We start from the raw sequence: 26,016 nt of genomic DNA, 5'->3' as shown, positions 1-26,016 counted from the left end.
GGCCCCAGCGCCGCGCCCTTCGGGAGCCACTGAGAGCCTTGATAGCTGCGTTGCGCTGACTCGATTTGGAACCACCAAACCTTCGCCATCGCGCCTTGCTCTCAAGGCTCTCAGTGGCTCAGTAGGTCAGCGAATTAACCAGACGGGACACTAGGGACCGTCAGCGATCTCGGAACGCGGCCCCGTCGTCTTGTTGAAGGCGAAGGGGCCGCTCCATAGGTTGGATTACTTTCTGGAGCTACAAAGCTAATCCCTTCAGTTACGTCCCCTTAAACGGGGTACTATTGTCCAACCCGAAATGTCACACGGGCCGTCTGGCCGGCGTTGTTCATGGCGCTGAGTCGGTGGGTGCCCGGCTCAAGATCGGCCAGGGTGAGGCTCACTTCCTTCGCCACCCAGTTTTCGTCCAAAAACCAGTGAACGGGATCCTTCTCATCGCGAACGGAGACCAGGATGGGAGGCAAGGCCGCTTGTCCTGGCGGCGGATGAAGTTCGCTGTTGTCGTCGATACCGACGATGGTCAATGTTTCCAACTCTAACTTGTCGGCGCAGTGGGGCGCGGCGGGAGGCAGCAGTTGGGTGCGTCGCCAGGGTTGCGGCAGCCAGGGCTCCAGTGAGACCGGCCACAATGCATAGCGTTCTTCCCGCTCCACGGCGCCGTCGCAAGCTCCGGGCAGGCGGCGGTTGTTTTCATCCAGCGCGGCGCGAACAAGGCCGCCGTTCCAGAAGGGCATGAGCGGATCCCGCAGGGCGCCGGCAGGCGCTTGGTCGCGAATCAGCCAGGCCTGCTTTTCTTGCATACACCAACGTGGGTCCTGCAATTTCTTGAGGGTGCCCAGGGGCCAGCAAATGGTGTTGCGGCCAACGTCCGCCGGTTTGGCCGGCATGGTCAATTGCCGGTTGGAAAACAGGGGAAGGATTCGCCGCAGCAGGGGCACCGCCGTGTGCCGGCCATAATTGTCCCTCAGGGAGGTACCGTCCGGCCGGCCCACCCACACGCCGATGCTCAGGGCTTCGCTGGTGGCGAGCACCCAGGCATCGCGATAACCATAGCTCGTGCCCGTTTTGAAGGCGATGCCACTGGAGCGACGGGCGACGGAGCGCGCCCGGTCGTAACGATGAAGGGGTGCTTCGCTCAAGGTGTTGCCAATGATCCAGGCCGCTTCCGGAGACAACAAGCGGCGGTCCAGTTCGAGCCCCTGGTCCATCAGATACCGGGCGGGCCGGATCAATCCCTGTCGGCCCAGGGCGGCGAAACTTGTGGTGAGGGTCTCCAGGTCGGTGCCGGTGCCGCCCAGGATCAACGACAGGTTGGGCTGCGCGTATTGCGGCAGGCGCAGTTTCACCCCCGCGGAGGCCAGCCGGGCATAAAATTTTTCCGGGCTCAAACCGTCCAGCACCTGCACCGCGGGCACATTCAAAGAGCGCTGCAAAGCTTCCCGGGCGGAGACGGGTCCGTGAAAATCTTCCTCGAAGTTGGCGGGCCGGTAGTCGCCAAAGGCGCTGGGCACATCCAGCAGCAGGGATTGCTCGTGAATCAAACCCGCATCCAGGGCCATGCCATACAGAAAGGGTTTCAGGGTGGAACCGGGCGAACGAGTGGCCTGAATCATGTCCACGTGGCCAAAGCGACTGTGGTCGGCAAAATCGGCACTGCCGCCGTAGGCGAGCACGCTCATGTCCCGGTTGTCGAGGACCAGCACTGCGGCGGAGGTTTTGTCGGGAAACGGCTGCACGTAGTCGGCGAGGACCTGCTCAATACTCAGTTGAAGGTTCATGTCGACGGTGCTGTGCAGCACCCGTTTGTGGGGGAAATCCCTTATCAATCGGCGGGCGAGCAGGGGAGCGAGCAGGGGGCGGCTGTTGTACTGAGCCAATACCGCTTCCTGTCGCGCCTCGGCAATGTCCGACTCTGTCCACACACCGAATTCCGCCAGGCGCTGCAGTACCTTGTCCCGCGCCGCCCGCGCCCGCTGCGGATGACGGTCGGGACGGAAAAGAGAGGGCGCCTGTGGCAAAACCGCAAGCAGCGCGGACTCGGCACGGCTGAGCCGGTCGGCGGATTTGCCGAAGTAGGTAAAGCTGGCCGCCTGCACTCCCTCCAGCGGTCCGCCGAAAGGCGCGTAGTTCAGGTACAACTCGAGAATATCGTCCTTGTTCAGATGCCATTCCAGTTGCAGGGCCCGCAGGATCTGCCGGAGCTTCCCCGGAAAGGTGCGGGAGTGGGGTTCCAGAATCCGCGCCACCTGCATGGTGAGTGTGGAACCGCCCGATATCCATTCGCCGTGACGCAGGCGCTGAGCCACGGCCCGGATCAGCGACAGGGGATTCACCCCGAAGTGCCGGTAGTACCAGCGGTCCTCGTAGTGAATCAGTGCTTCGATGTAATGGGGCGAAACCTCGTCCAGGGAAACCGGGTAGCGCCACACGCCATTGGCATCGGCGAAGGCCCGCAGGGGCACGCCGTGCCGGTCCGTCACCACCCGGGCGAAGGAGGCCTCTCCATCCTTGAGAGGCAGGGGAAACAGCGCGTCCAGGATCAGCAAACTGCCGGCTGCCAACAGCGCAATAGCCAGCAGAGTGGCGGCGAGGCGACGCCAGGACCGGAATGGCCATCGCCAAATCGCAGGTTTGGATTCACCGCCCGCCATGTTTCAACTCCCGCATTGCGTTGCCGTGAGCATAAGGCTCCGACTACTTGGGACGGACCACCAGGGTATCCTCGGCCTCGCCCACGGCCCGCAACCAGGGCCGGTACATATCCTCGACCAGGGTGGGCGGCACCTTGTATTCGCCCGGAGTGACCGCGCGGGCCAGATAAAACAGCGTGGTGGTGCCATAAGGCTGTAGATTGACGGCCGCCACGTAGCGATCGTCCCGGTATTCGCGATGCAAAATATCGGATTTCTGCAGCCACTGGGACACGGGTCGACCGTCCACGGAGAAATCATCCATCTTGACGGCGGTGGCCAGATTCTGATTTTCCAGTTCCAGCCCCGCGGGCAGCATGTCCACCACCAGTGCGTCGGGAATCGGCTGCTTGCCCGGAACGGAAAGGTCCACACGCACCAGCAGGAAGTCCCCGGTGGTCACCTCACTCAGATCCACCGGCTCACCCTTGTCGTCGTAGTAGGTCCGGTGTACGGCGATGCCTTCCGCCACCGGTTCCGGCGTCGACAGAGGATAGCCGGAGTGTTTGACGCTCAGGTACAGGGCCCGGTCGCCGGGGTTGCTGAGACCGAGTATTGCGGGTATGTCCGCGCCGCGCCAGGAACGGGAAAAGTCGCGGGTCCGGGTGAGGGACTGCTGCTCATCCGCTACCGCCACTTCCAGGTCCCAGGGCCCCTGCGTTTGATTATCCAGTTGCAGGCCCAGTTCATAGAGGGCCCAGCGCTCCTGAGTGGACAGCCAGCGCTGACCGATAAGGGCGTTGCGCAGATCCATGATTCGCTCCAGCGGGTTCTTCACCAGGCGGCTTTGCAGCGCCAGGGTAAGGGTCTTGGCCAGATCCCGGACCTCGGTGCCGTAATCGCCGGCGTAGCCGTCCGGCCGTTCCCGATCCTCCAGAGCCTGCTGCCAGGCCTTTGCGGCGCGGCGCACATCGCCGGCCTGTTCCAGTGCCAGGGCGATCTGTGCCAGGGGCAGGCGGGTTCGGGCGGCAGCCGCATGCTGGTCGAACAGCGTGCGCAGGCTGCCCAGGGCCACCTGCTGCCGCGATGCCAGCACCATGGCGGCATAGGCCCGGTAGGAAAAGTGGTAGTGATCCGGCCAACTGGAGTAATGCTGGTTCTCCGACCACAGTTTGCCCCGAGTAGTGAGGTACTGGTTCAGCCGGCCCAGGGCTTTTTTCAGCATCTCGTCGTCCACGTTGTAGCCACGCTCCTTGGCGACCAGGAGAAACTCCGTGGCGTAGACCGTGAGCCAGTGGCTTTCCGGCCCGTTGCTGTTCCACAGGCCGAAGCTGCCGTCGCCGCGCTGCATGCCGGCGATGCGGCCGATAGCCTCGTTAATGACTTCACTGCGCCGGCTGCTGAGTTCCTTGTCCCGTGTGGAATCGTAGCGTTGCAGATCCTCGTCCCGGCTGAGAAGCAGCGGCCAGGCGCGGCTGGTGGTCTGCTCAAGACAGCCGTAGGGGTAGTGAAACAGATGCTCCAGATGCTCGCCGAGATTGAGGGGCGGCCGCGGAGAAACCGTGGCGAACAGTTGCCGGGTGTTTGCCTCGTAATCCGCGCCCAGTTCCGCCGGCAGATTGAAGGTTTCCCCGGGGCTGAGCACCTCGTCGATGCGGGTAAGCTGGGCCGGGTAGGGGGGTCGCAGGCCCACGCGCCACTCTCGTTCGAGATCGAGGCGGTCAGCATTGCTGCCCGAGGCGGCGTCCTGCTGTTGAATGGTCTCCTGTTGTTTAATAGAGAGGGCAATGCTTTCCGAACCGTCGCCGCGCTCGGCGAGCAGTGGCAGCTTAAAGGTATGGCGTTGTTGCGGCGCCAGTTCCACCCGCTCGCTGAGACGCTTTGCCCCCAAAGCCTGCCCCGCATCGGCCTCCAGAATTAACGATTGATTCTCTTCGGTCAGGTTCTGCACATCAAAGGTGGCGAAGGCCTTGTCGCCCCGGGCCATGAAACGAGGTGTGCTCACCTCCGCCGTGAGGGGCGCGGCGACTTTGACCTTGGCCTCCTGATGGCCGAAGCGGTTGTCCGACCAGGCCAGGGCCATCAAGCGCAGTTCGCCATTGAAGTAGGGCAGTTCCAGGTCCACCTGGGCCTGTCCGTTCTTGTCCACGGCCACCTTGCCGGAAAACAGGGACACAATCTGCACATGACTTTGCGGGGCCTCCCCGCCGCGGGCCAGATCCTGATCCGCGTCGCCCCCAAAGCGCTGCCGGGCGTGACGATCGCTGAGCTGTTCAATGAAGTTCGCCCAGGTGTCGTAGATGCCGTGCTGGTAGGCGCGGGGCGCAAAGAACCAGCGGTGAGGCTGGGGCGTTTCGAAGCGCGACAGACTCAGGACCCCACTGTCCACCGCGGCCAGGGTGAGATGCACCGGTTCCCCGTTCGCCTCGTCCACATTCAGGGACACGGTGAGCGTGGTTTCCGGCTCCACCTTCTCCGGAGCGTTGACGGTCACCGCTAGTTCGCGGTCGTCCCGCGCCAGCGGCAGATGGATCAGACCAAAAGCCCGCTTGGGCACCTGCTTGCGTTTGGCGGCGCCGGCCCGGATCACGTTCACGGTGGCGTAGACGTCGTGTCGGTTCCAGTTTGCGTCCACGGGAATATCGATGTGATTTTCACCGGCGCTTACCTCCTGCTGGCCGCGCCACAACAGGCGGTCCGATTCCACGGTGACCAGAGCCCGCCCTTCGTAGGGAGCGTCGACGGTCAGCCGAGCGCTGGTGCCGGGGGCAAAGGCATCCCGGGACCAGCTCAAGGTCACCTGGTCCGGTCGACCGGTAGTGCCGGTTTCCGGGTTGTCCCAGCGCCAACCGGCGAAAAAGCGATAGCTGGTCAGCAGATTTTGCTGCCGGTCCCGCACCTCGACGCGGTAGGTGCCGTACTCCACCGGCACACTGATCCGGCCCCGTTCCTCCGTGTCCAGCGCCGTCACCACGTTGTACACCGGAACCTCCTGCTGGCTGCTGCCTCGTTGCCAACCGTCCCGCCAGTTCCAGTAGCGCTGCCGATCTTCCCGCACGACCAGCACGTCCAGATGTTCCGCCGCCCGGAGCTCGCCTTCCCGGTCCACATGAATCATTTCCAGCTCGACGCGGCCGTTGGGTGTGGCCCGCTCGCCGTCCCAGGTGGGACGCAAACCCACCAGTGTGTCCCGGGGCCAGAGAATGTGCTGAATACGGCGTGTCACCGGGCGGCCGCCGGACTCGAACAGGCTCACCTCGGTTTCCACCTGTAGCGGTTGCTCCGTCTTGCTCCATTGCTCCGGCAGCCGCAAGGGCAACTGGCCCTGTTCATCCAAGGTGGCGCCGGGCAGTTTCAGGTCCAGATCGAAATCCTTGTAATCCTCGGCACCGAAAATGAAGTCCTGCCAATTGTCCTTGAACAGGGTGCGCGCCTGTCGGGACTGCACGCGGGTCTCCACGCGATTGCCGGCCGCGGGCGCGCCATAGAGGTAATCCCCCTGCACCTGGATTTCGATGGGGCGATCGCGGGGCAGGTGGCGTCCGCCTTCTGCCGAGAGGCTCAACTTCATGCGCTCCGGCAGAAAGTCTTCCACATTGAAGAGGTAGATGAATGTGCGGCCGTTGCCAAGCGTGGCTTCAAAGCGCCATTCGCCGTTCACGGTCTGCTCGGGCAACTGGAGTTCGTGGCTGTACCAGGCCTGCTCGTCTCCGTGCCAGGTGAAGCTGTGATACACGCGGTTGTCCGGTGTTTTTACACGCACCCCGATGGGGGAACCGTTGCTCAACTTGGCGTCGTGGTCCCGGAGCAGGCCGTTGATTGTGACGGTTTCTCCCGGCCGATACAGATCCCGCGCCGAATAGAGGAAAAGCTCCAGGGCTTCCTGGGGCCGTGAGGGCAGGCGGTACTCGGAAAGATCCATGGCCGGTGCATTGAGCTTGAGCACGGAATAGTGCTGCCCTTTGCGGGCCACGGCAAAGGTAGGTTCCTTGGTGAGGGCGGCAAAGTTGGCGAAACCCTGGTCGTCGGTGGTGGCCTCGTGCAGCAGTTTGGCCGCCCTGTCGTACAGTTGAATGGTGGTTCCCGCCGCGGGTCGTGCGGATTCCGAGTGGTGGACGAAGGCGAGCAGTTGTCGATTCAACCTGCGCACCTGGAAGCCGATGTCACCAATGGAAAACCAGGTCACTTGATATTGGGTGGGATAATCGCCGCTGGGCTTCATCACGGCAAAATAGAGGCCGGGCTCCTGCAGGGCCGGCACATCGGCAACCGGAAGCACTGAGCGCAAAAGCTTGTCCTTGCCGTGATTCAGATCGAAACGGGCACTGTAGGTCAGGTCCGCCAAGGTCTGAATGTCTCGCAGCTCGTAATAGCTGCCGTTGATGTTGCGCTCCAGGAAATCGCCCATCCTGTCCTGCCGCACCCGAAGAAAATCCACGTCCACCGAATCCACGTTGACCGCTTCCACGGAAAGGCCATCCGAGAGTGCCGGCGAAAGCTGTGTCCCGTGGCCGACGAAGTTGACACTGCGCTGCCGACGATCGGTGCGGATGGTGCGCTTACTGCCTTCATCCAGCAGGCGCCCGGTGATGGCCGCCAAACCGCTGGACACCTCCACCGTGTAGACCGTGTCCGCTTCCATGAAGGGGAAATACACCGTGTTGAGGCGCTCCCCCAGAATCCAGTCCCCCGATACCGCATTGCCATCCTGCCGGCTTGCGTGAACGTAGGCCTGCCAGTCCGATTTGGGGTCCAGAGGTACCGAGAATGTCACCGCCAGCGCGGGGCCCTGGTCGTAGATTGATTCCGACATATGCAGAATCTTGAAGGGCGTGGTGGCGAATTCTTCCTTGAGCCGTTGTTCCGCATCCGCATCCAGCCGGGTCACCGGTTTTACGGGAGATTGGTCTGAGGTTTCGCCCCCGAGTCCGCTGCGACTACTGTCGTCGTTGGAACAGGCTGTAATGGTTAGAAGGGTGAACAGGTACAGCAGACTCCATATTCGCATTATTTTTCTCCAGGCTGGAATTACGCGGATGCGCCCCAGGGCATCATTTCACGATTATACGCACCACCTGAAGAGTAGACACTCATGGCAAGCTGCAATGTGAAAAGCGGCGGGACTATAGCCGTAATCTTGTGTTCAGCTCACGGGATGCACCCGGTTAACCGCATTGATCCCGCCGTCACTCCAGATCATCTCGTAGTGGGTCGACTGAACGATTTTTTGTACGGGGCGAGGGGAAAACAATCCCCAGCAGATTGCGCCGGGATTTCTGACGGAGAAGAAGCGAATGCCCGGTGATTTTTGCCGGCGAAGCGCCCGACCGAGCTTTCTGGCCGGGCCGTAGTCCTCAGGGTTGTAAATCGGATCCGAGGGATCGAGCACTGTTGCGTCCCGGACCTGGCAGTCGAACGTGCAGGCCAGGCCGCGGAGGACAAAGCGCTCGTACTGCAGCCCCTCCACGCCACGCCAGTACCGCTCCTGGTGGTAGCGAACCTCCGCCAGGGCGGTCGCCATCCTGTCAGCCAGGTAAAGCACACCGAACGAACCGTCACTGAAGCGGCTTCCGTCCGGGTTCACGTGCGTGAAAGGCGCGATGGCGTAGGAACAGCCCGGAATACCAAATGGAATCTCCTCCTGCGGGACCAGGTTGAGGTCACCGGTGAGGGTCAGCAGCCTCGGGTTGGTGAGCGCCTGAATCTCGTAGAGCGCCTCGAACTCGGCGGTATCGGCCACATCGTCAAACAGCTCGACCGGCGGATATTTGGAGTTCACCAGCCGATAGGCCTTGGTGCTGCCCGTGGTCCCCAGAGGCAGGCGATCAGCCGCCGCTACCATTGGCCACCCCGCAGCGAATCCACATGCTTGAAAGTCTCGTACAGCGGGCCAAACCGGCCTTTAGCGATCACATCGAGCGGAGCCATCCCATTGAAGGGCGGGGCCTCGTTCTTCATGCTCATGTAGCCGTAGAGGTTCTTCGGATTCTCGAAAATGAGCCTCAAGGATGCGTGAATATTGAGCAAATAGCTGATTCTCTCGACCTGGTCAGCATTGAGTTTCGCGGCCGTCGGGTCATTTCGCAGCTTGTAATACGAGGACTTCGGCAACTGGACAATGGCGCGCTGTTGCTCGGTGGAGCAGCCCCACTTGTCCAGGATGTTGAAAGCGGCCTTCAGGGCGACCCCAGCCCGGGCGGCTGTTGCTTTGGAAAATCCCGGCCGTTCCATGTTGAATCCTCCCAGATTCGTTCTCTAGGTCTCATAATAGACCATTATTGACGAGAGGTCTACTCTGAGACTGCTCCTAGTGTCCCGTCTGGGTAGTCCGTTTATTTATTATTGATGAGACTCAGCTTTGCTCGCGCCACTGAAGTCATAATCGATTCTGCACTCTTGTGCCAGCGAAACGGCTTTGCCAGTTTCTCATTATGAGTTTGGATAAAGCGACGAATCGCCTTCTTCAGTTCGCCGACACTGGTAAAAATGCCACGGTACAAAGCACGGCGTTCCAGTTGACCAAACCAGCCCTCCACGGCATTCAGCCAAGAGGCGCTGGTTGGTGTGAAGTGAAGCTTGAACCGGGGATGTTTTTCCAGCCAGGCTTTCACTTCTGGTGTTTTGTGAGTCGAGCTGTTGTCCAGAATCAGATGAAGGTCCTGTTCTTTCGGTGTTTCTCGATCAATTTGTCGCAGAAAATCGAGAAACTCTTTGGCGCGGTGGCGTTGTGTAATGCGCCCAATCACTTCGCCGTTCAGGATATTCAGGGCCGCGTATAAGCTGGTCGTCCCGTGCCTCTTATAATCGTGGGTACGGCGCTCGATCTGGCCGGGTTTCAGTTGCAGCTTTGGTTGAGTGCGATCCAGTGCCTGGATCTGCGTTTTTTCGTCAACCGACAGCACCAGCGCGTTATCCGGCGGATTCAGGTACAGGCCAACGACATCGAAAACCTTCTCAGAAAAGTCCGGATCATTGCTTATTTTGAAGGTTTTCAGCCGGTGCGGTTTCAGGTCAGCGGCTTTCCAGATCTGATGCACTTGCCAGCGACTGACACCGGCATATTCGCCCATTAACCGGACGCTCCAGTGGGTAGATTCCTTGGGCAGCTTTTTGACCGTGTCATCAAGAATCGACTTGACCTTTTTCCGGTCCAGCTTCCTGGGCTGTCCGGGCCTTGGAGCATCTTGCAGGCCACTCAGACAAAGGGTGCTGGTTTCCGCGCCACAACAGGATCTCCAAGCCGGTGAAAAACGACCTGAATTATAGCATATTTACGCTAAGGAATTACCCGGACGGAACACTAGTGGGGAGTCATAATGTCTAGAGGGCACCAAGCATTGAGCGATTATCAATTAACAACAATCAGGCAAATTTGGGTTGTGCTGCCTTGCTTGCTTCTTGTCAGCGGCATCTATTGGTATTGGTCGCGCTCCTTTTTTAAGTCCGTGCATGGCATCGCCATTCTGCTGGCTTTTGGCTACGCTGTGTGGGTCTGCGAACTAACCGAGTTTGGTCCGCCGCTTAAATATTACGTGCCAATGTATGCCTTACTTATCGCTGGCTTAAGTTCTATGCTGATTTCTCTCAAAGCATTTGCTGGCAAAAAGTGGGTGCATTTAATTCATGGATTTACTTTATTGTCAGCATTCCTTGTCTGGTTTGTTGGCTCAATGGCAATAGCGCATGACTGGATATGAGTCCTCTAGCAAGGCCATTAAATTCGCTCCCTACGGGTGCCGGACGCTCGCAAGCTCGCGCCGTTTATGGCGGCGTTAGGCCTATAAAGAGTATGAATTCATGACACAGCATTTTTGGTTTAATCTCTTTGTTTTTATGAACACTTCTCTTCTCATTCTCCTGGCGTTGAATATCTCTCGCCTTAGGATGACAGAAAAAATTCCCAATGGAGACGGTGGGAGTGTCACCATGAAAAAAGCTATCCGGGCTCATGGTAATGGCGTAGAGCACGCAGTGGTTGCCGGCCTTATCGTATTGGCTTTGGAGTTTGGTCAAACACCGTCAGCTTTGTTGATCACAGTGATTATTGGTTTTACCGCATCCAGAGTGCTGCATGCTGCCGGTATGCTTGGCTCCAATTTCAACGCTCGCAGGTTTGGTGCAGGAGCAACATACTTTTTTGAGGTCTTGGGCGCTGGTGGACTGCTCATGTATGGGGTTTTGGCCTAACAAGGCATCAACTCGGGCAGTTTAAAACGTCGCTCCTTCGTCGCCACGCTTTAAACTGCCGGTTATGGCTGTCGTTATGCCCTAAAGCAGATGCCATTCCGGCAACATACGTTTGTGCAGGATGCGGATAATTTCAACAACACCGTCGTTGGCTAGCCGATAAAAGATAATGTGGCTTCCCTCAGGGTACTTTCGGTAGCCGGGGCTAATCTCATCGCAGGATTGCCCCAGGTTGGGATTTTCAGCCAACAGGTGGAAGCACTGGTCGAACTGAAAGATGTATTGGTTTCGCTGATCCCGGCCCCACTCACGCTCCGTGTGCAGTGCAATAGATTTGAGGTCAGCTTTGGCCTTCCTGGAAAGCTTGAAATTCGACATCAGCGCTCTTCATTGTCCAGTTCGCGAATAAACGATTCATAGGAGTAGTCTTCAAAACCACTGTCTTCGCCTTCCTTAAGCAGTCTGCGAAGCGTAGCCAGGCGGGTTTCGGACTCTTCAAGCAGGCGCAACCCTGCACGAACGACTTCGCTGGTTGAGCTGTATCGGCCATTTTTGAGCTGTTCTGCGATGAAAGCATCAAAATGTTGGCCTAGAGTGATGCTGGTATTTTTTTGCATGGCGCCACCTCTCAAGTACCAATAATTGGTATATTTTGGTCCGGGTGGCATAACAATGCAATCCACGCGACAAGCGCGTGATTGTTTGTGGCGCTTGAAGGCGGTTTGACGCCGGATGGTCGCCTGATGTTGCGCTCTCTCCGGTTCATAGCCGTGAACGCTGTTCCGCCGCAGCTCCCGGCTGATCGTGCTGCTATGGCAGCCAAGCAGTGTTGCGATCTGTCGTTGGCTTTTGCCGGCCACACGCAGGGCCGATATCTGGTATCGTTGTGCTTGGGTCAGTTGTCGGTACTTCATCACTGCTTCACTTTGGTCGGTAAAGCCCGTGAGGGTACCGGCGACGGCCCTCCCTCCTCTACCTGGTTACGCCAAAGTGCTGCAGTTATTATCTAAATTCACGATTCCAGACGTCATACTTCAGACAAACCCAATATCCTGGTTGGTTATGCCCGGTGGCCTAGTGCCCCGTCTGGTTAATTCGCTGACCTACTGCGTGGCGCGCTGATCTCGCACCTCTCAATGGAATGCTTTCGTGCGAGTACCAATTGACAATCGATTCCTGATCGATAAATATCACGTCATGAATTCTAATCTTCAGCATCAGACAGCACGAATTATCACCGTCCCATAGGGGTGGTGCGTTTGATGTTATTGTATTTTTCAAACCCACCCGGAGAGGTGGGTTTTTTGTTTCTGCCTCTTGGGAATTTTTTTGAGGAGGCAGCATGAGAAGAGTAGCGGTTTTTGGTAAGCCGGGAAGCGGAAAATCCACGTTGAGTAAAGCGCTGGCGTCAGCGACAGGTATCCCACTACACCAGTTAGACTCGATGGTTTACAAGAAGAATGGGGAACTGGTGGACCGCAGGTTATTTGACGAGGCCCATGAAAGAATCCTGTCGTCTGAGAGTTGGATAATCGATGGGTTCGGCCCTTTAGCGTCGTTTAATCAACGTCTAGAGGCCGCTGACACGTTGGTTTACATTGATTTGCCATACGTGACGAGCTATTGGTTCGTCACTAAGCGACTGCTGAAAGGGCTGGTAGTAAAACCCGAGGGCTGGCCTGATGGTAGCTCAGTGCTGAAAGGTACATTAGAGAGCTATAAAGTGTTGCGGCTATGCCCCAAGTTTTGGAACGATGACTTTACGCGCAGGCTCGAAACGCAATCGACTGATAAAGCGCTGTATGTCGTTAGATCGGTTTCTGAGCTTAGAAATTTTGTACGTCTAAACGTCGGCTAAGCACGCACAACAGAAAGCTGCGCAGAGATCGACTTCTCACAGCAGTACGACATTGACCACCACCGAGGTTTATCCCGATAGCCCTCGTGTAACCCCCGAGCAATGCAATGCCGCGCAGGCTGCCGCGGTATGCGCGGCGATCGACTACGGGCTGGCTCATCCAAAAACTGCCGAATGATGTACCGGGTCAGCATGCAGCCATAACCTGAATTACACTTCCTGTGAACCTACACGGCATAGGGAGGCTGGTTATGGCTGACCGACCGAACGTAGTTTTATTCGATGTCCTTGAGACATTGATTAATCTGGATCCGCTGGCGGCGCGGCTGGAAGAGGTGGGCCAGCCAGCGACCGTCCTGCAGCCCTGGTTCCTGCGCTTTCAGCGCGATGCCATGGCACTGACCCTCGCCGGCGATCCGGCACCCTTCGAACCTCTGGCACGGGAATCCCTCCGCACGGAAACGAAATACAAGCTCAGTGAACGTGATATTGAGTATGTGGTTGAGGGGTTCTCGACGCTGCCCACCTTCGACGATGCCGCGCCGGCGCTGAAGAAAATTTCGGAGGCGGGTGTCTGGAAGCCTCATCCGGATATCTACCGCTACGCCGCAAAACGCCTGAATACGCCGATTGATCGCCTGGCACTGGTTGCGGTGCATGCCTGGGATTGCCATGGCGCGAAAAAGGCCGGCGCACTGGCGGGCTGGTGTGCGCGCCTTGAATACCAGCCTGGCGATGTCTTTCTTCCGGCCGACGTTACTGGCAGTACTCTGGTTGAGGTTGCAGACAAACTGATGGTTGCATTGAAGGCCGGTGATAGTCTCCCGTTGAAAACGGGGGATTATCCGGTCTCGCGTTCCTGCTCTTCGGCCCGTTTGTTGTCTCTGGCGGTAAACCCCCAGCCAACGGCGGCCAGCAGAATCAATCCGGTAATGATGGGTGATACCTCACCCAGGGTAACGACGGCGCCGATCAGTGACGCCACGGATGCAATCGCAGACAGTTTCCAGGAATAGCCGCTGGTTCCGGACTGTTTTTGAGGCACTTCTGTCATAGCATGATCCTCGTGAGCCAGCCTCTATAGTAGCAGGAATCGGCAGACAAAACCTGTGGCTCAGTTCTGCATGCGTATGTCGTCTTTCCAGCTGAATCCCACACCATCGGCCTGCCACACGCCATCTTTATTGAACGGGTGGGGCCCGGCCACGTTGATGTATTGGGGCAATCCGAAAGGGGGCGCCAGGCTCCGCGGTGGGCCACCGCCCGGTTGTCGATAAACAACAGGTCGCCGGTATCGTATTCGTAGCGAATTAACCAGACGGGACACTAGCGATCTTTGAAGGAGTCGTTGAGCAGGTCGTTGTAATCGTTGAACAGCTCTTTCATGGCGGTTTCGTCCAGCAACCGGAAGCTATCGGCAGACGCGGGCAGACTCTTCAATTTCTCCAGTGTCAGGTCTTTGTCTGGCAGCCGTTCGAGCAGTGCGCTGATCATGCCCAGCTGCAGCCAAACGCTTTTGCGGCCTGAAATCGGGTGGGTATGAACCGCGGGGTGGGTCACGCTGGACGCAGAGTTAATCGAAACCAGGCGTTGCCAGTATTCCTGCTTATCTTTGGGCAGGGTATCAAACGCGGCGCCCTGGTGCGCGAAGTGGGTTCCGTCGCCGTTTTCCGGCGCCCGGGCCATGTAATAGGCACTGTGGGAAAAGGTGGCGGCCTCGAAACTGCCATCGTTGTGCCATTGGGGGCCGACACCGAGAATGCCCTGGCGGCTATCGTTGGAACACCGGAAGATATGCCTGTTACGGCCCGGTGTGGCCGGGTGAATGCCGTGGGTGGAGTGAATCTCCCGGCCACCCCACCATTTGCAGCAATCAATCAGTTCTTTGGGGGAGAGGCCCGCCTGGTGTTTGAACACGATGAATCCGCGACTCGCCATTTCCGCTTCCAGATCCTTTTTACGCCGTACAGCGGCATTGATAGCGTTCGTGATGTCAGGATTGGTATTGGCTGCTGATCCGGTGGAAAACAGGCTTCAGCTTGGGGGCACCAGCATTGTCCGCAATGCGATCAAGGCCGGTGAGTTCAAGTTTGCGGCCGGTGCCGAGTTTGTGGAGTTCCCCAGTACCTTGCCGGCGTTCCAGGAGGCCTATGGCTTTGAGCTGGAATCCGACCAGTTGCTGATTCTCTCGGGCGGTAACACGGCGGCCACTCTCCGCGCGGCGGCGCTGAACAACAGCGATGTGAACGGGGCCATGACCTACGGCACCGATGGCGGCCTGGATGCGCTGCTCACGATGCTTGCGAACAGTTTAAAGCCGATACCGGCAACGGCCTGACAGGAAAATCACCCGTGAACATATTATCCGGGAAGGCGCGTGATGCGGTTCTGGCTGCCACCTGTTCTGCCGACCGCGCTGCTGTGTGGTTTGAGTGAGGGTATGCCGGCTCTGGAGCCATTGTTCGAGTGGGTCCAGCCGGACAAACAGAACGTGATTTATGAGCGGGAGAGCTTCCTGTTTTTGCTCCAGAACCACCTCCTGCTGGTGGTTATTTCCGCCTTTGTCGGCACTGTCGCCGCGGTTGCGGGCGGTATCTTCGCAACCCGTCCCCCTGGCCGGGATTTTCTGCCGCTGGTGAGCCAGATCGCGTCCATTGGCCTGACTTTTCCACCGGTGGCGGTTCTGGCCCTGGCGGGCCGGGTGGATATCCGGCGCTTTGCGCAACGGGTGCTTTAAAAAGGTCGGTTTGCTGTCTAGGCTGACGGAGATGCACAGCGCAAGGAGCACAGCGATATGAAGTTCCCTTCGAGCACATCATTTGCACTCCTTGGCGCCGCATTGATCGCCATTAGCTACGGACTCGCACGCTTTGCGTTTGGCCTGTTCGTGCCTCCGATCCGGGCCGATCTGGAGTTGGCGCCGGATGTGATTGGTGTGATCGGTGCGTTACCGCTGATCAGCTTTGTGCTTGCCACCATGATTGCACCGCTTTCTGCGGATCGGCTTGGTGCCCGCAACACGGCCATGGCGTCGGGTGTTTTTGGTGTTGTTGGTCTGGCGCTGATCAGCCAGGCTTCTGGCGCGCTATCCCTTGGGGTGGGAGTGTTTGCCTGTGGCATCTGCACGGGCCTGATGATGCCGGCGCTCACAGCGGCAATGCAGGCCCTGGTGAAACGTTCCCTGCACGGGCGGGTCAGCTCGGTGATGAATGCGGGCACCAGTATTGGCGTAGTGGTCGCGGTGCCGACGATTCTGTTTCTGGCCGGCGCCTGGCGCTATGCTTATGCGTCTTTTGCTATTCTGGCGCTCCTCGGGGTGCTTGCCACCTGGTTTTTCATTCCTTCGGTATCCCGCGTCACGCCGTCCAATGCCGCGCCACCGCCTCCGGTGAGTGCGGATCAGTGGTGGCGCCTGTTAAGGCTGTCACTGTTTGCCTTCATGATGGGCTTTGTGTCCGCCGCCTACTGGATCTTCGCGCCGGATCTGGTGGTTAACCTGGGCGAGATGCCTTCCGATACCACCGGCTGGCTATGGCTGGCGGTGGGCGTCGCCGGTCTGGGCGGCGCGGTGGTGGCCGATCTGGCCGATCGCAACAACCCACCGATCACCCAGGCACTGATGCTGATGATGCTGGCGGCGAGCCTGGCGTTGCTGGCTGCCAGTCCGGACAACCTGCTGATTTCAGCGTTTTCCGCACTGGTCTTCGGTCTGGCCTACATGAGTCTGACGGGGCTGTATCTGATGACCGGTATTCGCCTGTTGCCGGGGCGGCTGTCCATGGGGCCGGTGCTGCCATTCATCGCGGTGTCCCTGGGTCAGGCCGCAGGTTCGCCCGTGGTCGGTGTGCTGGTAAGCGAGGTCGGTTACCCCGATGCGTTTGCCATGTTCGGCACAATCGGCATTGTCGTGGCCATGCTCTCGCCGCTTTACCCGCGGTATCTGGAATATGAGCCGGAGGAGGAGACCGAAGAGGATACCGGTCTGCAGGCAGCCTACAACTATCAGCTGCAGAATGAGGAAGGCGAACCGCTGACGCCGGTCACCGGCAAGACTGAGAGCTACTAGAGCACCTGGCGGCGCTCGTTAATGCGGTGACCCCTCGGTGGGCGCCGCCCAGCTGGTGTAGCCCAGATCCATCACCCGAGCAACTTCCTCATCGGGAATGGCCGACAGGTCGCCGAGCTCAAGCGGATCGTAATGGAAGGCGTAAAGGCGGGAGGTGAACTCGGCAATCGGCAGGGAGGCTTCGCCCCGGAATTCGCCGTTGTCCCGGGTTGAGCAGGTAATACCCTGGCCCCAGTCCTGGCCACTGTCGTTGTTGGGGTTGAAAAAATACACCCGCATCTCGTTCCGGGGGTTCAGGGCAACTCTCAGTATGGTGATGGCGTGGCGGCCGACAAACCGGGCGGCGCTGTCGGTGACAGCGATGCCCGCTGGTTGCGCATGGATAACGGGCATGTTGCCGTTGTAGAACGGGTGGTAGCTGGCGTAGAAGTGCCGGATGAAGCCTTCGTAGTCCCGTATCTCACCGGTTCTGACATCGGCCACCACGCAGAACCCGTGGCTGACCCACCAACCATAGAATTCTGGGTTGATCCAGCGGTGGGCGTCGTCATCCCGGTTCTCACACCGGCGCCACATCTCGCCGTAAATGCGGTCCAGGTGGGGGATGAGGATCAGCGATACCGGGTCCACATCCATCGGTGTTCCCGTCACCAGACCCGGCTCCAGATCCCTGGAAGAGACTTCCTGGCCTTCGAACCGGCTCAGCACTTCGTTGTCCCGGGCTGCCCAGGTCAAAACCTGGAGCAGATAATCGGCCTCGTTGGAGGCCCACATTGAAAGACCGATGGCCGACTGGCAGGTGGGGTTGTTGCCCTGGCCAGCGCCGAGTGGCTGCCCCAACAGGTTGAGAACGCCGGCCAGCAGAAACACCCGGGGTGGCCGGGCGTCGCCAAAGGCTTCCCAAAGCGTTTGTTCGGTTTCAGGCGAGGGACGCAGCTTGATTTGCCGCCACAGCGCCTGGGCCACAGAGGGCGTGAACAGCGACCCGCGCTCCAGCATCATGGTCAGGCCGTAGACCGCCTGGCAGGTCTCGGGGTAGATGGCTTCGTCGATCAGGGTATGAACCAGTTCGGTGTAACAGTAGAGGTCGTCCAGGCCGGTCATGGTCAGCCCCAGTGCGTTGGGGATCAGCTCGTCCTGATTACGTTCGCGCAGGAACCGGAGCATAACCGCGTGGTACGGAGAGGCCAGGCCGGTGTCGTGCATGCTTTGGGCAAAGTGATCGGCTTCGGAAGCAAGGGTCAGGTCATCCATCGCCCTGAGGCGCTGTTCATAGATCTCCAGTCCCGGGTCTTCAGCGCTGCACGGCGTGGGTGCAAACAGGGCGCTCACCAGGCGGCTGGCAGCGGCGGTGCCGGTGGTTTTTATCTTCGGGTCATAAAGGCATTTGGCGATCTGGCCGATCATCTCGCAGATACTGTCGACCTGCACGGGGCCCTGGTCCAGCAACCGCCACACTTCCGCCACCAGGCTATCGAGCAGGCTTTCATAACCCAGGTGGGAAATCAGATACCGGTAGAGTTCCTGAATAATCAGCCCAAGCTGCTTCGGGCGTTCCCTGTCTGCCTCGGCGAGCTGGCCAGACAGCAGGTCCAGATTCAGGGCCATCACCTGGGTCAGAAAATGCCGTGCCTGTTCCGCGGAAATGCCGGGGTGAAAGTAATCGCCACGGGTGACGGCCAGCATGCGCAGCTCGCTGATCGCCTCCACAATGGTAGTGACGGCACCGGCCTCTCGCAGGGAGTGCTTGGCCAGCGCTGGTTGCAGGATGGCCGGTTGGGCCCAGTCGCTGGTGCCGAAAATGCCGGCGGATTCCAGCGAGCGAACCCGCCGGTACAGGGCGTCGAAGCCGCCCGGCAGAGTCATCAGCATCCGTGCGCGCTCCAGAAGCGCCAGGCTGGACGCTTTTGGATCAGAGCGGCGAGCGCGGGCGAACTCTGCCAGCGCCCTATCAAACTGCATCAATGCCGGCTTGAGCGCAGGATCTGGGTCTTGGCGCTCCATAGCGTTGACTCCCTTTGCCGTCAGGGCAGAATCACGAGATGATTGGGTAGTTCATTGCGCTCGTGGGTGGCGGGCACGCGTTCTTTGAGCAGCTTGCCACAGGCGGCAATGCAGTCAAGAAACCCTTGCCGGGTCTGCCCCTCCCGCACTTTTGCGGTGAAGTCCGCAACGATACTTTCCCATACCGAGTTGTCCAGCACATCGGCAATGCCTTGATCCACCAGAATCTCTACATAACGTTCCGCTTCCGAGACGAAGATCAGCATGCCGGTGCTGCCTTCCGTGTGGTGCAGGTTCTGCTCAAGGAATTGCCGCCGCGCCAGGTTGGACGCCCGCCAGTAGCGCACCTGCCGGGGAATCAGGCGGGTGTTTATGCCCGGTGTCCGGAACAGCAGGCTGAGCAGCACGAACGTGCCCCATTGCACCAGCATCAGCATGTCGGCGCCGAACCAGCTGCCGAAATAATTGCAAATGCCTGGTACAAGTAGTGCCAGAATGCCGGCCCAGACCAGTGGAATGTAGTTGTAGTTATCCGATTGGGCCGTCAGCACGGTGACCAGTTCGGCATCGGTTTCCCGTTCCACCTCATTGATGGCGGCGGTAACGGCTTCCTGATCGCTTTTGTTTAGTAGTGTCATGATTCGATAATTCTCATTGTCAGGTGAGGGGATTCAGCGTGCGGGGAGACCCGTTTGGAGCTACCAGCCACCGGAGGCACCGCCACCGCCGAAGCCGCCGCCACCGCCGCCAAAACCGCCACCACCAAAGCCACCGCCACCACGGCCGCCCATGGCGCCACCCAGCAACGCCGCGCCCAACAGGGCTGCGCCACCGCGGCCGCCACGGCCACCGCGACTGCCGATAAAGAACACCACTGCCATCATGATGATGAAGAACAGCGCGACCATGCCGGCTTTGGGTTTATCCTTCAGTGCAACCGGTTGTTGGCCCTGGGGAGCTGCCATGGGCTCGCCGCCGAGCACCTGAATCATGGCCGCGGCACCGTTAACGATACCTGACTGAAAATCCCCCTGACGGAAGGCAGGCGTAATAATGCGATTGATGATGACCGAGGAGTCGGCATCAGTGAGCCGGCCTTCCAGGCCATAGCCCACTTCGATGCGCACTTTCCGCTCCTCCCGCGCCACGATGAGCAGGGCGCCGTTATCCTCGCCCTTCTGGCCAATTCCCCAGTGCCTGCCCAACTGATAGCCGTAGTCCTCAATCGGATAACCCTGCAGGTTCGGCACGGTAACCACCACAACCTGTTCGGTGCTGGCCTGCTCATGGGCCTGGAGCATCTGGCTCAGGCGCGCTTCCACCTCAGGAGACAGCATCTCCGCCCGGTCCACCACCCGGCCAGTCAGCTCGGGAAATTCCGGTGTGGACTGGGCCCAGACGGTGGCCGGCAGCAACACCAGTAATGCCAGCAGCAGATGTTTGTGGAGCTGAATAATCATCAGAATTCCACCGCGGGTGCTTCATCCGCGTTTTCTGTGGTGGCTTCGAAGTTGGCGCGAGGCTCCAGATCGCTATACAGGAGACTGTGCCAGATCTTTCCCGGGAAGGTGCGCAGTTCGGTGTTGTACCGCTCCACCGCCTGGATGAAGTCCCGCCGCGCGACGGCAATACGGTTTTCTGTGCCCTCAAGCTGAGCCTGAAGGGTCAGAAAGTTCTGGTTCGACTTCAGATCCGGGTAGCGTTCAGAGACCGCCATCAGACGGCTCAGGGCACTGCTGAGCTCGCCCTGGGCCTGCTGGAACTGCTTGAGTTTCTGGGGATTGTTGAGAATGCTTTCGTCTACCTGGATTGATGTCGCTTTCGAGCGCGCTTCAATCACTGCGGTCAGGGTCTCTTGTTCCTGCGCCGCAAAGCCCTTGACGGTTTCGACAAGATTGGGAATCAGGTCGGCCCGGCGCTGGTACTGGTTCTCCACCTGGGCCCAGGTTGCGGTGACTCTCTCGTCGTAGGTGGGGATGTTATTGATCCCGCAGCCACTGAGAAAAAGAACCAACGCCATCAGCGAGGTCAGCCGCCAGTAATTCCGTTGTTGAAACGGTGTTTGAAGGGTTCCCATCATAAACTTTCCCTGATGTGGTTGTATGAAGAAGGGCGGTCGCCCGGCTCACGGGTGAAGGCAGCTAAGCTCTTGTAAAAATGGGGGCGAAGCCACTGTTTTCAAGGTCGAGACTCAACCGCCGGCCTCCCGATAAGACACCATACGCTGTTTCTCTTCATGCCACAGTGCATACCGGAAGCAGTCGGCAATCTCGCCGGGAGCTGTGCTGGGCAAAAAACAGGTAGCACCCCATTGCCGAGGCAAGGGTTATGGGCAGCAGGATGACAAAGAAGACCAGGCTGAACCCGCGCACCATCAGCAGGGCGCCCAATACCGAGAACACCAGCCGGAGAGGCCACCAGGGAATCAGTCCGGCGGCCAGCAGCTCCCGGCCTACCCGGATGCCTTCGCTGTGTTCTGGCAAGCTGTCGTCCGATTCCTGGACATTTTCCTGACGCATGGCACGTCCCTCCCTGTCTGTAAAACTAGATCTTTCGGGAGATAATTTCCAACGGTTTTCGGTGAGCTGGGACTGGTAACGGCAGCTATTTGGCAGTAGGACTATGGACCCGCAGAGCCTTTATTTGCTTGGCCTCGTGCACAGCGAGGCCGTTTTTCTAACGGTCGACTATGACATTAGCAGCCATTACCCGCCATCCCGAAAATGACGGATAAAAGCCTCCGACTCCTCAATCGATTGCTCCATATTGCGAATCAGCCTGTCAACATCCTGGCGGATACTCACCAGCTCATTCTCCAGTGAACCGATCGCCTGGGCATTCAGGTTGTGCTTGAGGTACAGCACCTGATCCTGAAACGCCTGCAAAACCGGATCCATACAATCTTCGGCTTCGTGCATACGGCGGATTAACTAGGTTGTACCGGGCTTGAGTCTCCTCAAGCTGCTGCTTGTTGGTGCGTCGGAGAGAGGCGCTCTCGTAAAGATTGAGCTCGGTGTCTGGTGTGTCCACTACGCTCTGAAAGCGTGGTTGATTCTTTCACGGCCCGGCATCGGGGAGACTCAGAGTTTGTTTAAGGCTGTTCCTGATCTCGCTCCAGGTGGCCATGAAGAACGCCGTCAGGGGAACCGCCAGGATCATGCCGATGATGCCACCCAAGGCTGTGCCCCAGAAGAACAGTGAAATCACTACCAGCGCGGGATGCAGGCCCGATCGGTTGGCCATGATTTTCGGGGTCAGCAGCCAGCTTTCAATCAGTTGAACGGCTCCGAACACGAGCACGGCCAGGATCAGGAGCTCAATGCCACCCTCCGGCTGCAGATAGGCCATGGGCAGCACCACCAGCAGGCCGATGAGGCTGCCGAGGAAAGGCACGATATTCAGCAGCCCCAGCACAAGCCCCACAAGCACGCCGAACTTCAGGCCGATCAGGGTAAAGCTGATGGCATACAGGGTGCCCATGGACACCGCTATGATGAGTTGACCCTGGAAGAATGCGGTGACGTACTCTACGAACACATCCAGAAAATACAGTGTCTTGCGCTGGGTGGACCTCTGGAAAACGGAGAGCAGTTCGGAAGCCTGGTTCCGTAGCAGGCTCCCGGAAAGCAGGGTAAAGAACAGGAACAGGGGCACGAAGCTCAGCCCCGCCAGCACGCCCAGGTAAGACATGATGGTATTACCAGTGTCTTCCAGGCCCGGCATCATTTGCTGGGACTCCTCCCCACCACTGTTTTCGGTACCGCTGAAAACCATGGAGCTGAGCGCCGGGAAGTGAACCGAGAAATGTGTCTGCCAGCTCGCCAGCAGGTCTGGCAGAACCGTCATCAACTGCACGGCCTGGCGTACCAGAATGGGCACGAGCACGAACATCAAGGTGCCGATACCGACGAAGAAGGCCAGCAGCACAAGAAGGATCGCCAGCAAGCGCGGCAGCCGAAGCCGTCGCACCATGAACTCCACCACCGGGTGAAGCACCAGCGCCAGGATACCGGCAACTGCCAGCGACAGCAGCAGGGTGTAGAAGGTCTCCAGCAACCAGCCGAAGGCCCAAATAATGATTCCGACCAGCGCCGCCAGTGCAACCAGTGAGAACAGAACCGCCGTGTAGCGAAACAGGCGAAGTTCGACTGCGTTGAACATCCGCGTTCCCTGGGACACGGCCGGTCCATTTTGACCGGCAACTCTTGCCCCTTGCGCCCGGGGTTCCTGCGTTTTCTGGGGCATTCGAAGGTCCTGTCTCAGTTTCTTGCGGATTTGACGAACAGCAACAGCCCGACACGAGCCAGCGCACAGCCCGTGTCTCTCCGGGCATCTCGTACGGATGCGCGGACAGTCCCAGCTTAAAGGTCGTGCCGGGGTCGGTCGGTGCGTTGTCGAACTTAAGGGAAATTATTTCTTGGGCAATACCCCTCTGTGCACTGTGCACGCACAGACAGTCGAGCGGTTCGGCACAGATCAGGGCGACCGGGAGTTTTCCGTCTCAGAGCGATGGATTGGCGAGCGCCGGCGTGGGACCATTGGCCAGTTGATCATTATTGACGGCATGTCCGTAGAGCCGGCGGATCCCCCGAAGGTCACCGGGCTGCAGTTCGGGGAAATCCTCGGTATAGCGGAACCCCATCAACTGGCCGGAGGGGCCGGGATGGTCCAGGCCGAGGGCATGGCCGATCTCATGGATCAGCGTATAGCGGAGGTCATAGACATCCGTGTTGCCGTCAAACCCGACCTTCCATTTATGGTCGGGGTTCAGGCACACCAGTGCCTGTTTGATGGTGCGAACTCCGTCCTTTTCCTCGGGCGCGTAGGTCACATTGGCAAATGCCCGCATGCGTGGCTGGCCCTGGGCCCCGAGAATGATGTCCGCGTCCTGGACATTGCTGACCTGATAAAACGAAAGATTGGCAGCGCGCTCCCAGACCCTAAAGGCTGCGGCGGTCTCACGCACCAGTGTCTCGTGGGAAAGCGCCTGCCCTGACAGTGCTTTCATTGGCGCCAGGTCACCGCAGTTGCGTGCATCATCGAACCTTAGCTTCCGGTCAGCAAAGGCGTAGCTGACGCGCGCCCCAACCCCGAAGCTCTGGCTACCCCACTTGACCTTGTAACCATCCAGCTCAAGCAACCGGTAGCCGGCTTCGCCGTCTTCGGCAGGCACGGGGAATGACAGGGGCAGCAAGGCGGCCAGGATCAGCATTCGTATTGAAAAGTGTGGACCTGTAGCTGTTCGCACCTGAGTCTCCGAACAGGGATTAGCGAAAAACACCGGAGTTCAGACAGTGGGAGTACTGGGAAACGCCGGAACAGGACAACGAGCAGGTGCGCTACCGCACAGACGGACTTTTCGCTTATGCCCAAACTATAGGGGGCAATCCTGCGATTACAGGACTCGAGTCATCCGAGCACATTACTGGCAAAGGAAGGGGATGTCGATTGGGGAGTCGTTACATTTGGTGTCGTTTGGCAACGCCATAACGGCCCGATACAAAAAATGACAGGGGCTTGCGCCCCTGTCATCGATTCACGTCACTTATTTCCTGAACGCCGCGTACTGGAGGATCACTCCTGCTTTTCAAAGCCGGGCGCGGAGATCAGTTCGTCGCGGGTCACGTCAATCCGCAGTTCCATATCACCGGATTTGCCGGATTTGGTGACTTCGTCCCAGCCAATGGCTACGTCTTTCTCGCCCAGGCCGAGGAAACCACCGACACCGACTACAACCGCCACCACCTGACCGTCCTTGTCGATGAGCAGTTCACTCACAGCGCCGACTTCCTCGTCATTGCTGGTTGTGACTTTGGCACCGATCAGGTCGCTCGCCCGAATGCCATCAGACGGGGCGTTGTCCATGTAGGCCTGCTTTTGCATGCCAGACTGGTTGCCCGTTTTCTGGTCACTTTGCATGGTCGTGCTGGTGGACTTCATGGTGTCTTTTTCAGACTGGGTGCTTTGCTGCTTCTCAACGCCCTCCTTGTCGACATGCTCTTCGGCAAGCAGAACACCCGAACCCAGTGCGATGGCCGGTGTAACCAATGCGTAAAAGGCCAGCGAATGTAAATTTTTCATGTGATTCTCCTTTGAATCGGGTGTGTACAGTCGGACAAAACGTCCTGTTTAACCGCCTCATCACAGCTTTTCTTCCCCGGAATCATTTTCAGGAAGGAGACCGAGTCAACTAAAGTGGGAAACTCGGGATGAGGCTATAACCTACGTTGACTGAGTCGCCCTGTCCGTTCGCTGACGCACTAAGATGGGTGTTTGGGGACCTGCCTTCTGCCTGAACGGTGAGCCTACAAACAACAAACCCCGGCAAAAGCCGGGGTTTGTTGTTTCAACCGAAGCAGGGACTGCTGTTATTTCTTCAGCCCCATCTCCTCAATCGAAATCTCCCGCATCTTGAACTTCTGGATCTTCCCGGTGACGGTCATGGGGAATTCGTCCACGAACTTGTAGTTCTTCGGGATCTTGAAGTGGGCGATCTTGCCCTTGCAGAAGGCCTGCAGGTCGTCTGCGTCTACAGGGTCCGCATCCGGGCGCAGCTTGACCCAGGCGATCAGCTCCTCGCCGTATTTCTCGTCGGGGATGCCGGTGACCTGGACTTCCTCGATGGACGGATGGGTGTAGAGGAACTCCTCGATCTCCTTCGGGTAGATGTTTTCCCCGCCGCGGATCACCATGTCCTTGATGCGGCCGACGATCTGGATGTAGCCGTCCTCGTCCATGGTGGCCAGGTCGCCGGTGTGCATCCAGCCGGCGTCGTCGATGGCTTCGCGGGTTTTTTCTTCGTTGTTCCAGTACTTCAGCATGACGCTGTAGCCACGGGTGCACAGCTCACCGATCTCGCCACGGGGAACCACGTTGCCGGTGCCCGGATCGACGATCTTGGTCTCCAGGTGCGGCTGGGTGCGGCCCACGGTGGTGACCTGCTTCTCGAACGGGTCGAGGGAGCTGGTCTGGGTGGAAACCGGACTCGTCTCGGTCATGCCGTAGGCAATCTGGACCTCCTTCATGTTCATCTTGCCGTTGACCTTCTTCATCACCTCCGCCGGGCAGATGGAGCCGGCCATGATGCCGGTGCGCAGGGTGGAGAGGTCGTAGGTCTCGAACTCCGGTTCGGCTAGCTCGGCGATAAACATGGTGGGCACGCCATACAGGGCGGTGGCCTTTTCCTGGTGCACGGCCTGCAGGACGGACTTGGGCTCGAAGCCTTCACCCGGATAGATCATGGTGGAGCCGTGGGTGATACAGCCCAGGTT

24 protein-coding genes and 1 pseudogene are annotated in these 26,016 nt (G+C 58.9%); 7 read left to right on the top strand and 18 right to left on the bottom strand.

The features are described from left to right. Positions 1-281: 281 nt before the first annotated feature. The 5 genes and pseudogenes from pbpC to R6W86_RS14350 all read right to left on the bottom strand — a co-directional run. Entirely contained in the window at positions 282-2,651 is a 2,370-nt protein-coding gene (pbpC, locus tag R6W86_RS14370) for a penicillin-binding protein 1C (protein WP_410330046.1), read from the bottom strand. Between the two features lie 43 nt (positions 2,652-2,694). After that, entirely contained in the window at positions 2,695-7,638 is a 4,944-nt protein-coding gene (locus R6W86_RS14365) for an alpha-2-macroglobulin family protein (protein ID WP_410330045.1), read from the bottom strand. Positions 7,639-7,773: 135 nt separating this feature from the next. After that, a complete protein-coding gene (locus R6W86_RS14360; RefSeq protein ID WP_410330044.1) occupies positions 7,774-8,472 on the bottom strand; it encodes an RES family NAD+ phosphorylase in 699 nt (232 codons plus the stop codon). Next, positions 8,466-8,861 (bottom strand): antitoxin Xre-like helix-turn-helix domain-containing protein, encoded by a 396-nt coding sequence (locus tag R6W86_RS14355; protein WP_410330043.1) that lies wholly within the window; start codon positions 8,859-8,861, stop codon positions 8,466-8,468. Before R6W86_RS14355 ends, R6W86_RS14360 begins: the two co-directional genes overlap by 7 nt. A 101-nt stretch (positions 8,862-8,962) precedes the next feature. Beyond that, positions 8,963-9,829 (bottom strand): annotated as a pseudogene (locus tag R6W86_RS14350) (IS630 family transposase); the annotation flags it as partial. A 117-nt stretch (positions 9,830-9,946) separates the two neighbouring features. Between R6W86_RS14350 and R6W86_RS14345 the strand changes: the two are divergent. Beyond that, a complete protein-coding gene (locus tag R6W86_RS14345) occupies positions 9,947-10,327 on the top strand; it encodes a hypothetical protein (protein ID WP_410330042.1) in 381 nt (126 codons plus the stop codon). 100 nt (positions 10,328-10,427) lie between these two features. Next, positions 10,428-10,817, top strand: coding sequence for an MAPEG family protein (locus R6W86_RS14340; protein ID WP_410330041.1), 390 nt, complete (start codon positions 10,428-10,430; stop codon positions 10,815-10,817). Positions 10,818-10,898: 81 nt separating this feature from the next. On the opposite strand, the gene R6W86_RS14335 is transcribed toward R6W86_RS14340, so the two are convergent. Both R6W86_RS14335 and R6W86_RS14330 read right to left on the bottom strand, forming a co-directional pair. Next, positions 10,899-11,195 carry a type II toxin-antitoxin system RelE/ParE family toxin gene (locus R6W86_RS14335; protein WP_410330040.1) on the bottom strand — a complete coding sequence of 99 codons (297 nt, stop codon included), beginning with the start codon at positions 11,193-11,195 and terminating at the stop codon, positions 10,899-10,901. Then, positions 11,195-11,731: a type II toxin-antitoxin system ParD family antitoxin gene (locus R6W86_RS14330; RefSeq protein WP_410330039.1), complete on the bottom strand. Its 537-nt coding sequence runs from the start codon at positions 11,729-11,731 to the stop codon at positions 11,195-11,197. The genes R6W86_RS14335 and R6W86_RS14330 overlap by 1 nt, the downstream gene beginning before the upstream one ends. Positions 11,732-12,159: 428 nt before the next feature. Here R6W86_RS14330 and R6W86_RS14325 point away from each other — a divergent pair, with 428 nt between their 5' ends. Then, a complete protein-coding gene (locus tag R6W86_RS14325) occupies positions 12,160-12,675 on the top strand; it encodes an adenylate kinase (RefSeq protein ID WP_410330038.1) in 516 nt (171 codons plus the stop codon). Positions 12,676-12,926: 251 nt separating this feature from the next. After that, entirely contained in the window at positions 12,927-13,691 is a 765-nt protein-coding gene (locus R6W86_RS14320; protein ID WP_410330037.1) for a hypothetical protein, read from the top strand. Between the two features lie 310 nt (positions 13,692-14,001). On the opposite strand, the gene R6W86_RS14315 is transcribed toward R6W86_RS14320, so the two are convergent. Next, positions 14,002-14,613, bottom strand: a complete 612-nt coding sequence (locus R6W86_RS14315) for a TauD/TfdA dioxygenase family protein (protein WP_410330036.1) — start codon at positions 14,611-14,613, stop codon at positions 14,002-14,004. A 67-nt stretch (positions 14,614-14,680) separates the two neighbouring features. Between R6W86_RS14315 and R6W86_RS14310 the strand changes: the two genes are divergently transcribed. The 3 genes from R6W86_RS14310 to R6W86_RS14300 are packed head-to-tail and all read left to right on the top strand — an operon-like array spanning position 14,681 to position 16,741. Beyond that, complete coding sequence (locus R6W86_RS14310) at positions 14,681-15,013, top strand: hypothetical protein (RefSeq protein WP_410330035.1); 333 nt, start codon at positions 14,681-14,683, stop codon at positions 15,011-15,013. Between the two features lie 42 nt (positions 15,014-15,055). Continuing rightward, positions 15,056-15,412: a hypothetical protein gene (locus R6W86_RS14305; RefSeq protein ID WP_410330034.1), complete on the top strand. Its 357-nt coding sequence runs from the start codon at positions 15,056-15,058 to the stop codon at positions 15,410-15,412. A gap of 57 nt (positions 15,413-15,469) precedes the next feature. Further along, on the top strand, positions 15,470-16,741 hold the full coding sequence (locus R6W86_RS14300) for an MFS transporter (RefSeq protein WP_410330033.1): 1,272 nt from the start codon (positions 15,470-15,472) through the stop codon (positions 16,739-16,741). An 18-nt stretch (positions 16,742-16,759) separates the two neighbouring features. Here the strand turns inward: R6W86_RS14300 and R6W86_RS14295 are convergent, their stop codons facing one another. The 10 genes from R6W86_RS14295 to R6W86_RS14250 form a co-directional block, all read right to left on the bottom strand. After that, entirely contained in the window at positions 16,760-18,745 is a 1,986-nt protein-coding gene (locus R6W86_RS14295) for a hypothetical protein (protein WP_410330032.1), read from the bottom strand. 20 nt (positions 18,746-18,765) lie between these two features. Next, positions 18,766-19,383 carry a TPM domain-containing protein gene (locus tag R6W86_RS14290; RefSeq protein ID WP_410330031.1) on the bottom strand — a complete coding sequence of 206 codons (618 nt, stop codon included), beginning with the start codon at positions 19,381-19,383 and terminating at the stop codon, positions 18,766-18,768. A 60-nt stretch (positions 19,384-19,443) separates the two neighbouring features. Beyond that, positions 19,444-20,205: a TPM domain-containing protein gene (locus R6W86_RS14285; RefSeq protein WP_410330030.1), complete on the bottom strand. Its 762-nt coding sequence runs from the start codon at positions 20,203-20,205 to the stop codon at positions 19,444-19,446. Beyond that, a complete protein-coding gene (locus R6W86_RS14280; protein WP_410330047.1) occupies positions 20,205-20,765 on the bottom strand; it encodes a LemA family protein in 561 nt (186 codons plus the stop codon). The genes R6W86_RS14285 and R6W86_RS14280 overlap by 1 nt, the downstream gene beginning before the upstream one ends. 214 nt (positions 20,766-20,979) lie before the next feature. After that, positions 20,980-21,264, bottom strand: coding sequence for a hypothetical protein (locus R6W86_RS14275; protein ID WP_410330029.1), 285 nt, complete (start codon positions 21,262-21,264; stop codon positions 20,980-20,982). A gap of 186 nt (positions 21,265-21,450) precedes the next feature. Further along, a complete protein-coding gene (locus tag R6W86_RS14270) occupies positions 21,451-21,642 on the bottom strand; it encodes a DUF2959 family protein (protein WP_410330028.1) in 192 nt (63 codons plus the stop codon). A 160-nt stretch (positions 21,643-21,802) separates the two neighbouring features. Continuing rightward, positions 21,803-22,906, bottom strand: coding sequence for an AI-2E family transporter (locus tag R6W86_RS14265; protein ID WP_410330027.1), 1,104 nt, complete (start codon positions 22,904-22,906; stop codon positions 21,803-21,805). 340 nt (positions 22,907-23,246) lie between these two features. Next, positions 23,247-23,993: a matrixin family metalloprotease gene (locus R6W86_RS14260; RefSeq protein WP_410330026.1), complete on the bottom strand. Its 747-nt coding sequence runs from the start codon at positions 23,991-23,993 to the stop codon at positions 23,247-23,249. A 326-nt stretch (positions 23,994-24,319) separates the two neighbouring features. Further along, a complete protein-coding gene (locus R6W86_RS14255) occupies positions 24,320-24,826 on the bottom strand; it encodes a PRC-barrel domain-containing protein (RefSeq protein WP_410330025.1) in 507 nt (168 codons plus the stop codon). A gap of 287 nt (positions 24,827-25,113) precedes the next feature. Beyond that, positions 25,114-26,016 (bottom strand): AMP-binding protein (locus tag R6W86_RS14250; RefSeq protein ID WP_410330024.1); only part of this gene is annotated, 903 nt, incomplete at its 5' end.

Origin of the sequence: Marinobacter sp. (assembly GCF_046484525.1) — a bacterium.
GTDB lineage: Bacteria > Pseudomonadota > Gammaproteobacteria > Pseudomonadales > Oleiphilaceae > Marinobacter.
The sequence above is the reverse complement of the archived record's forward strand: the minus strand, read 5'-3'. Positions and strand labels throughout refer to the sequence as shown.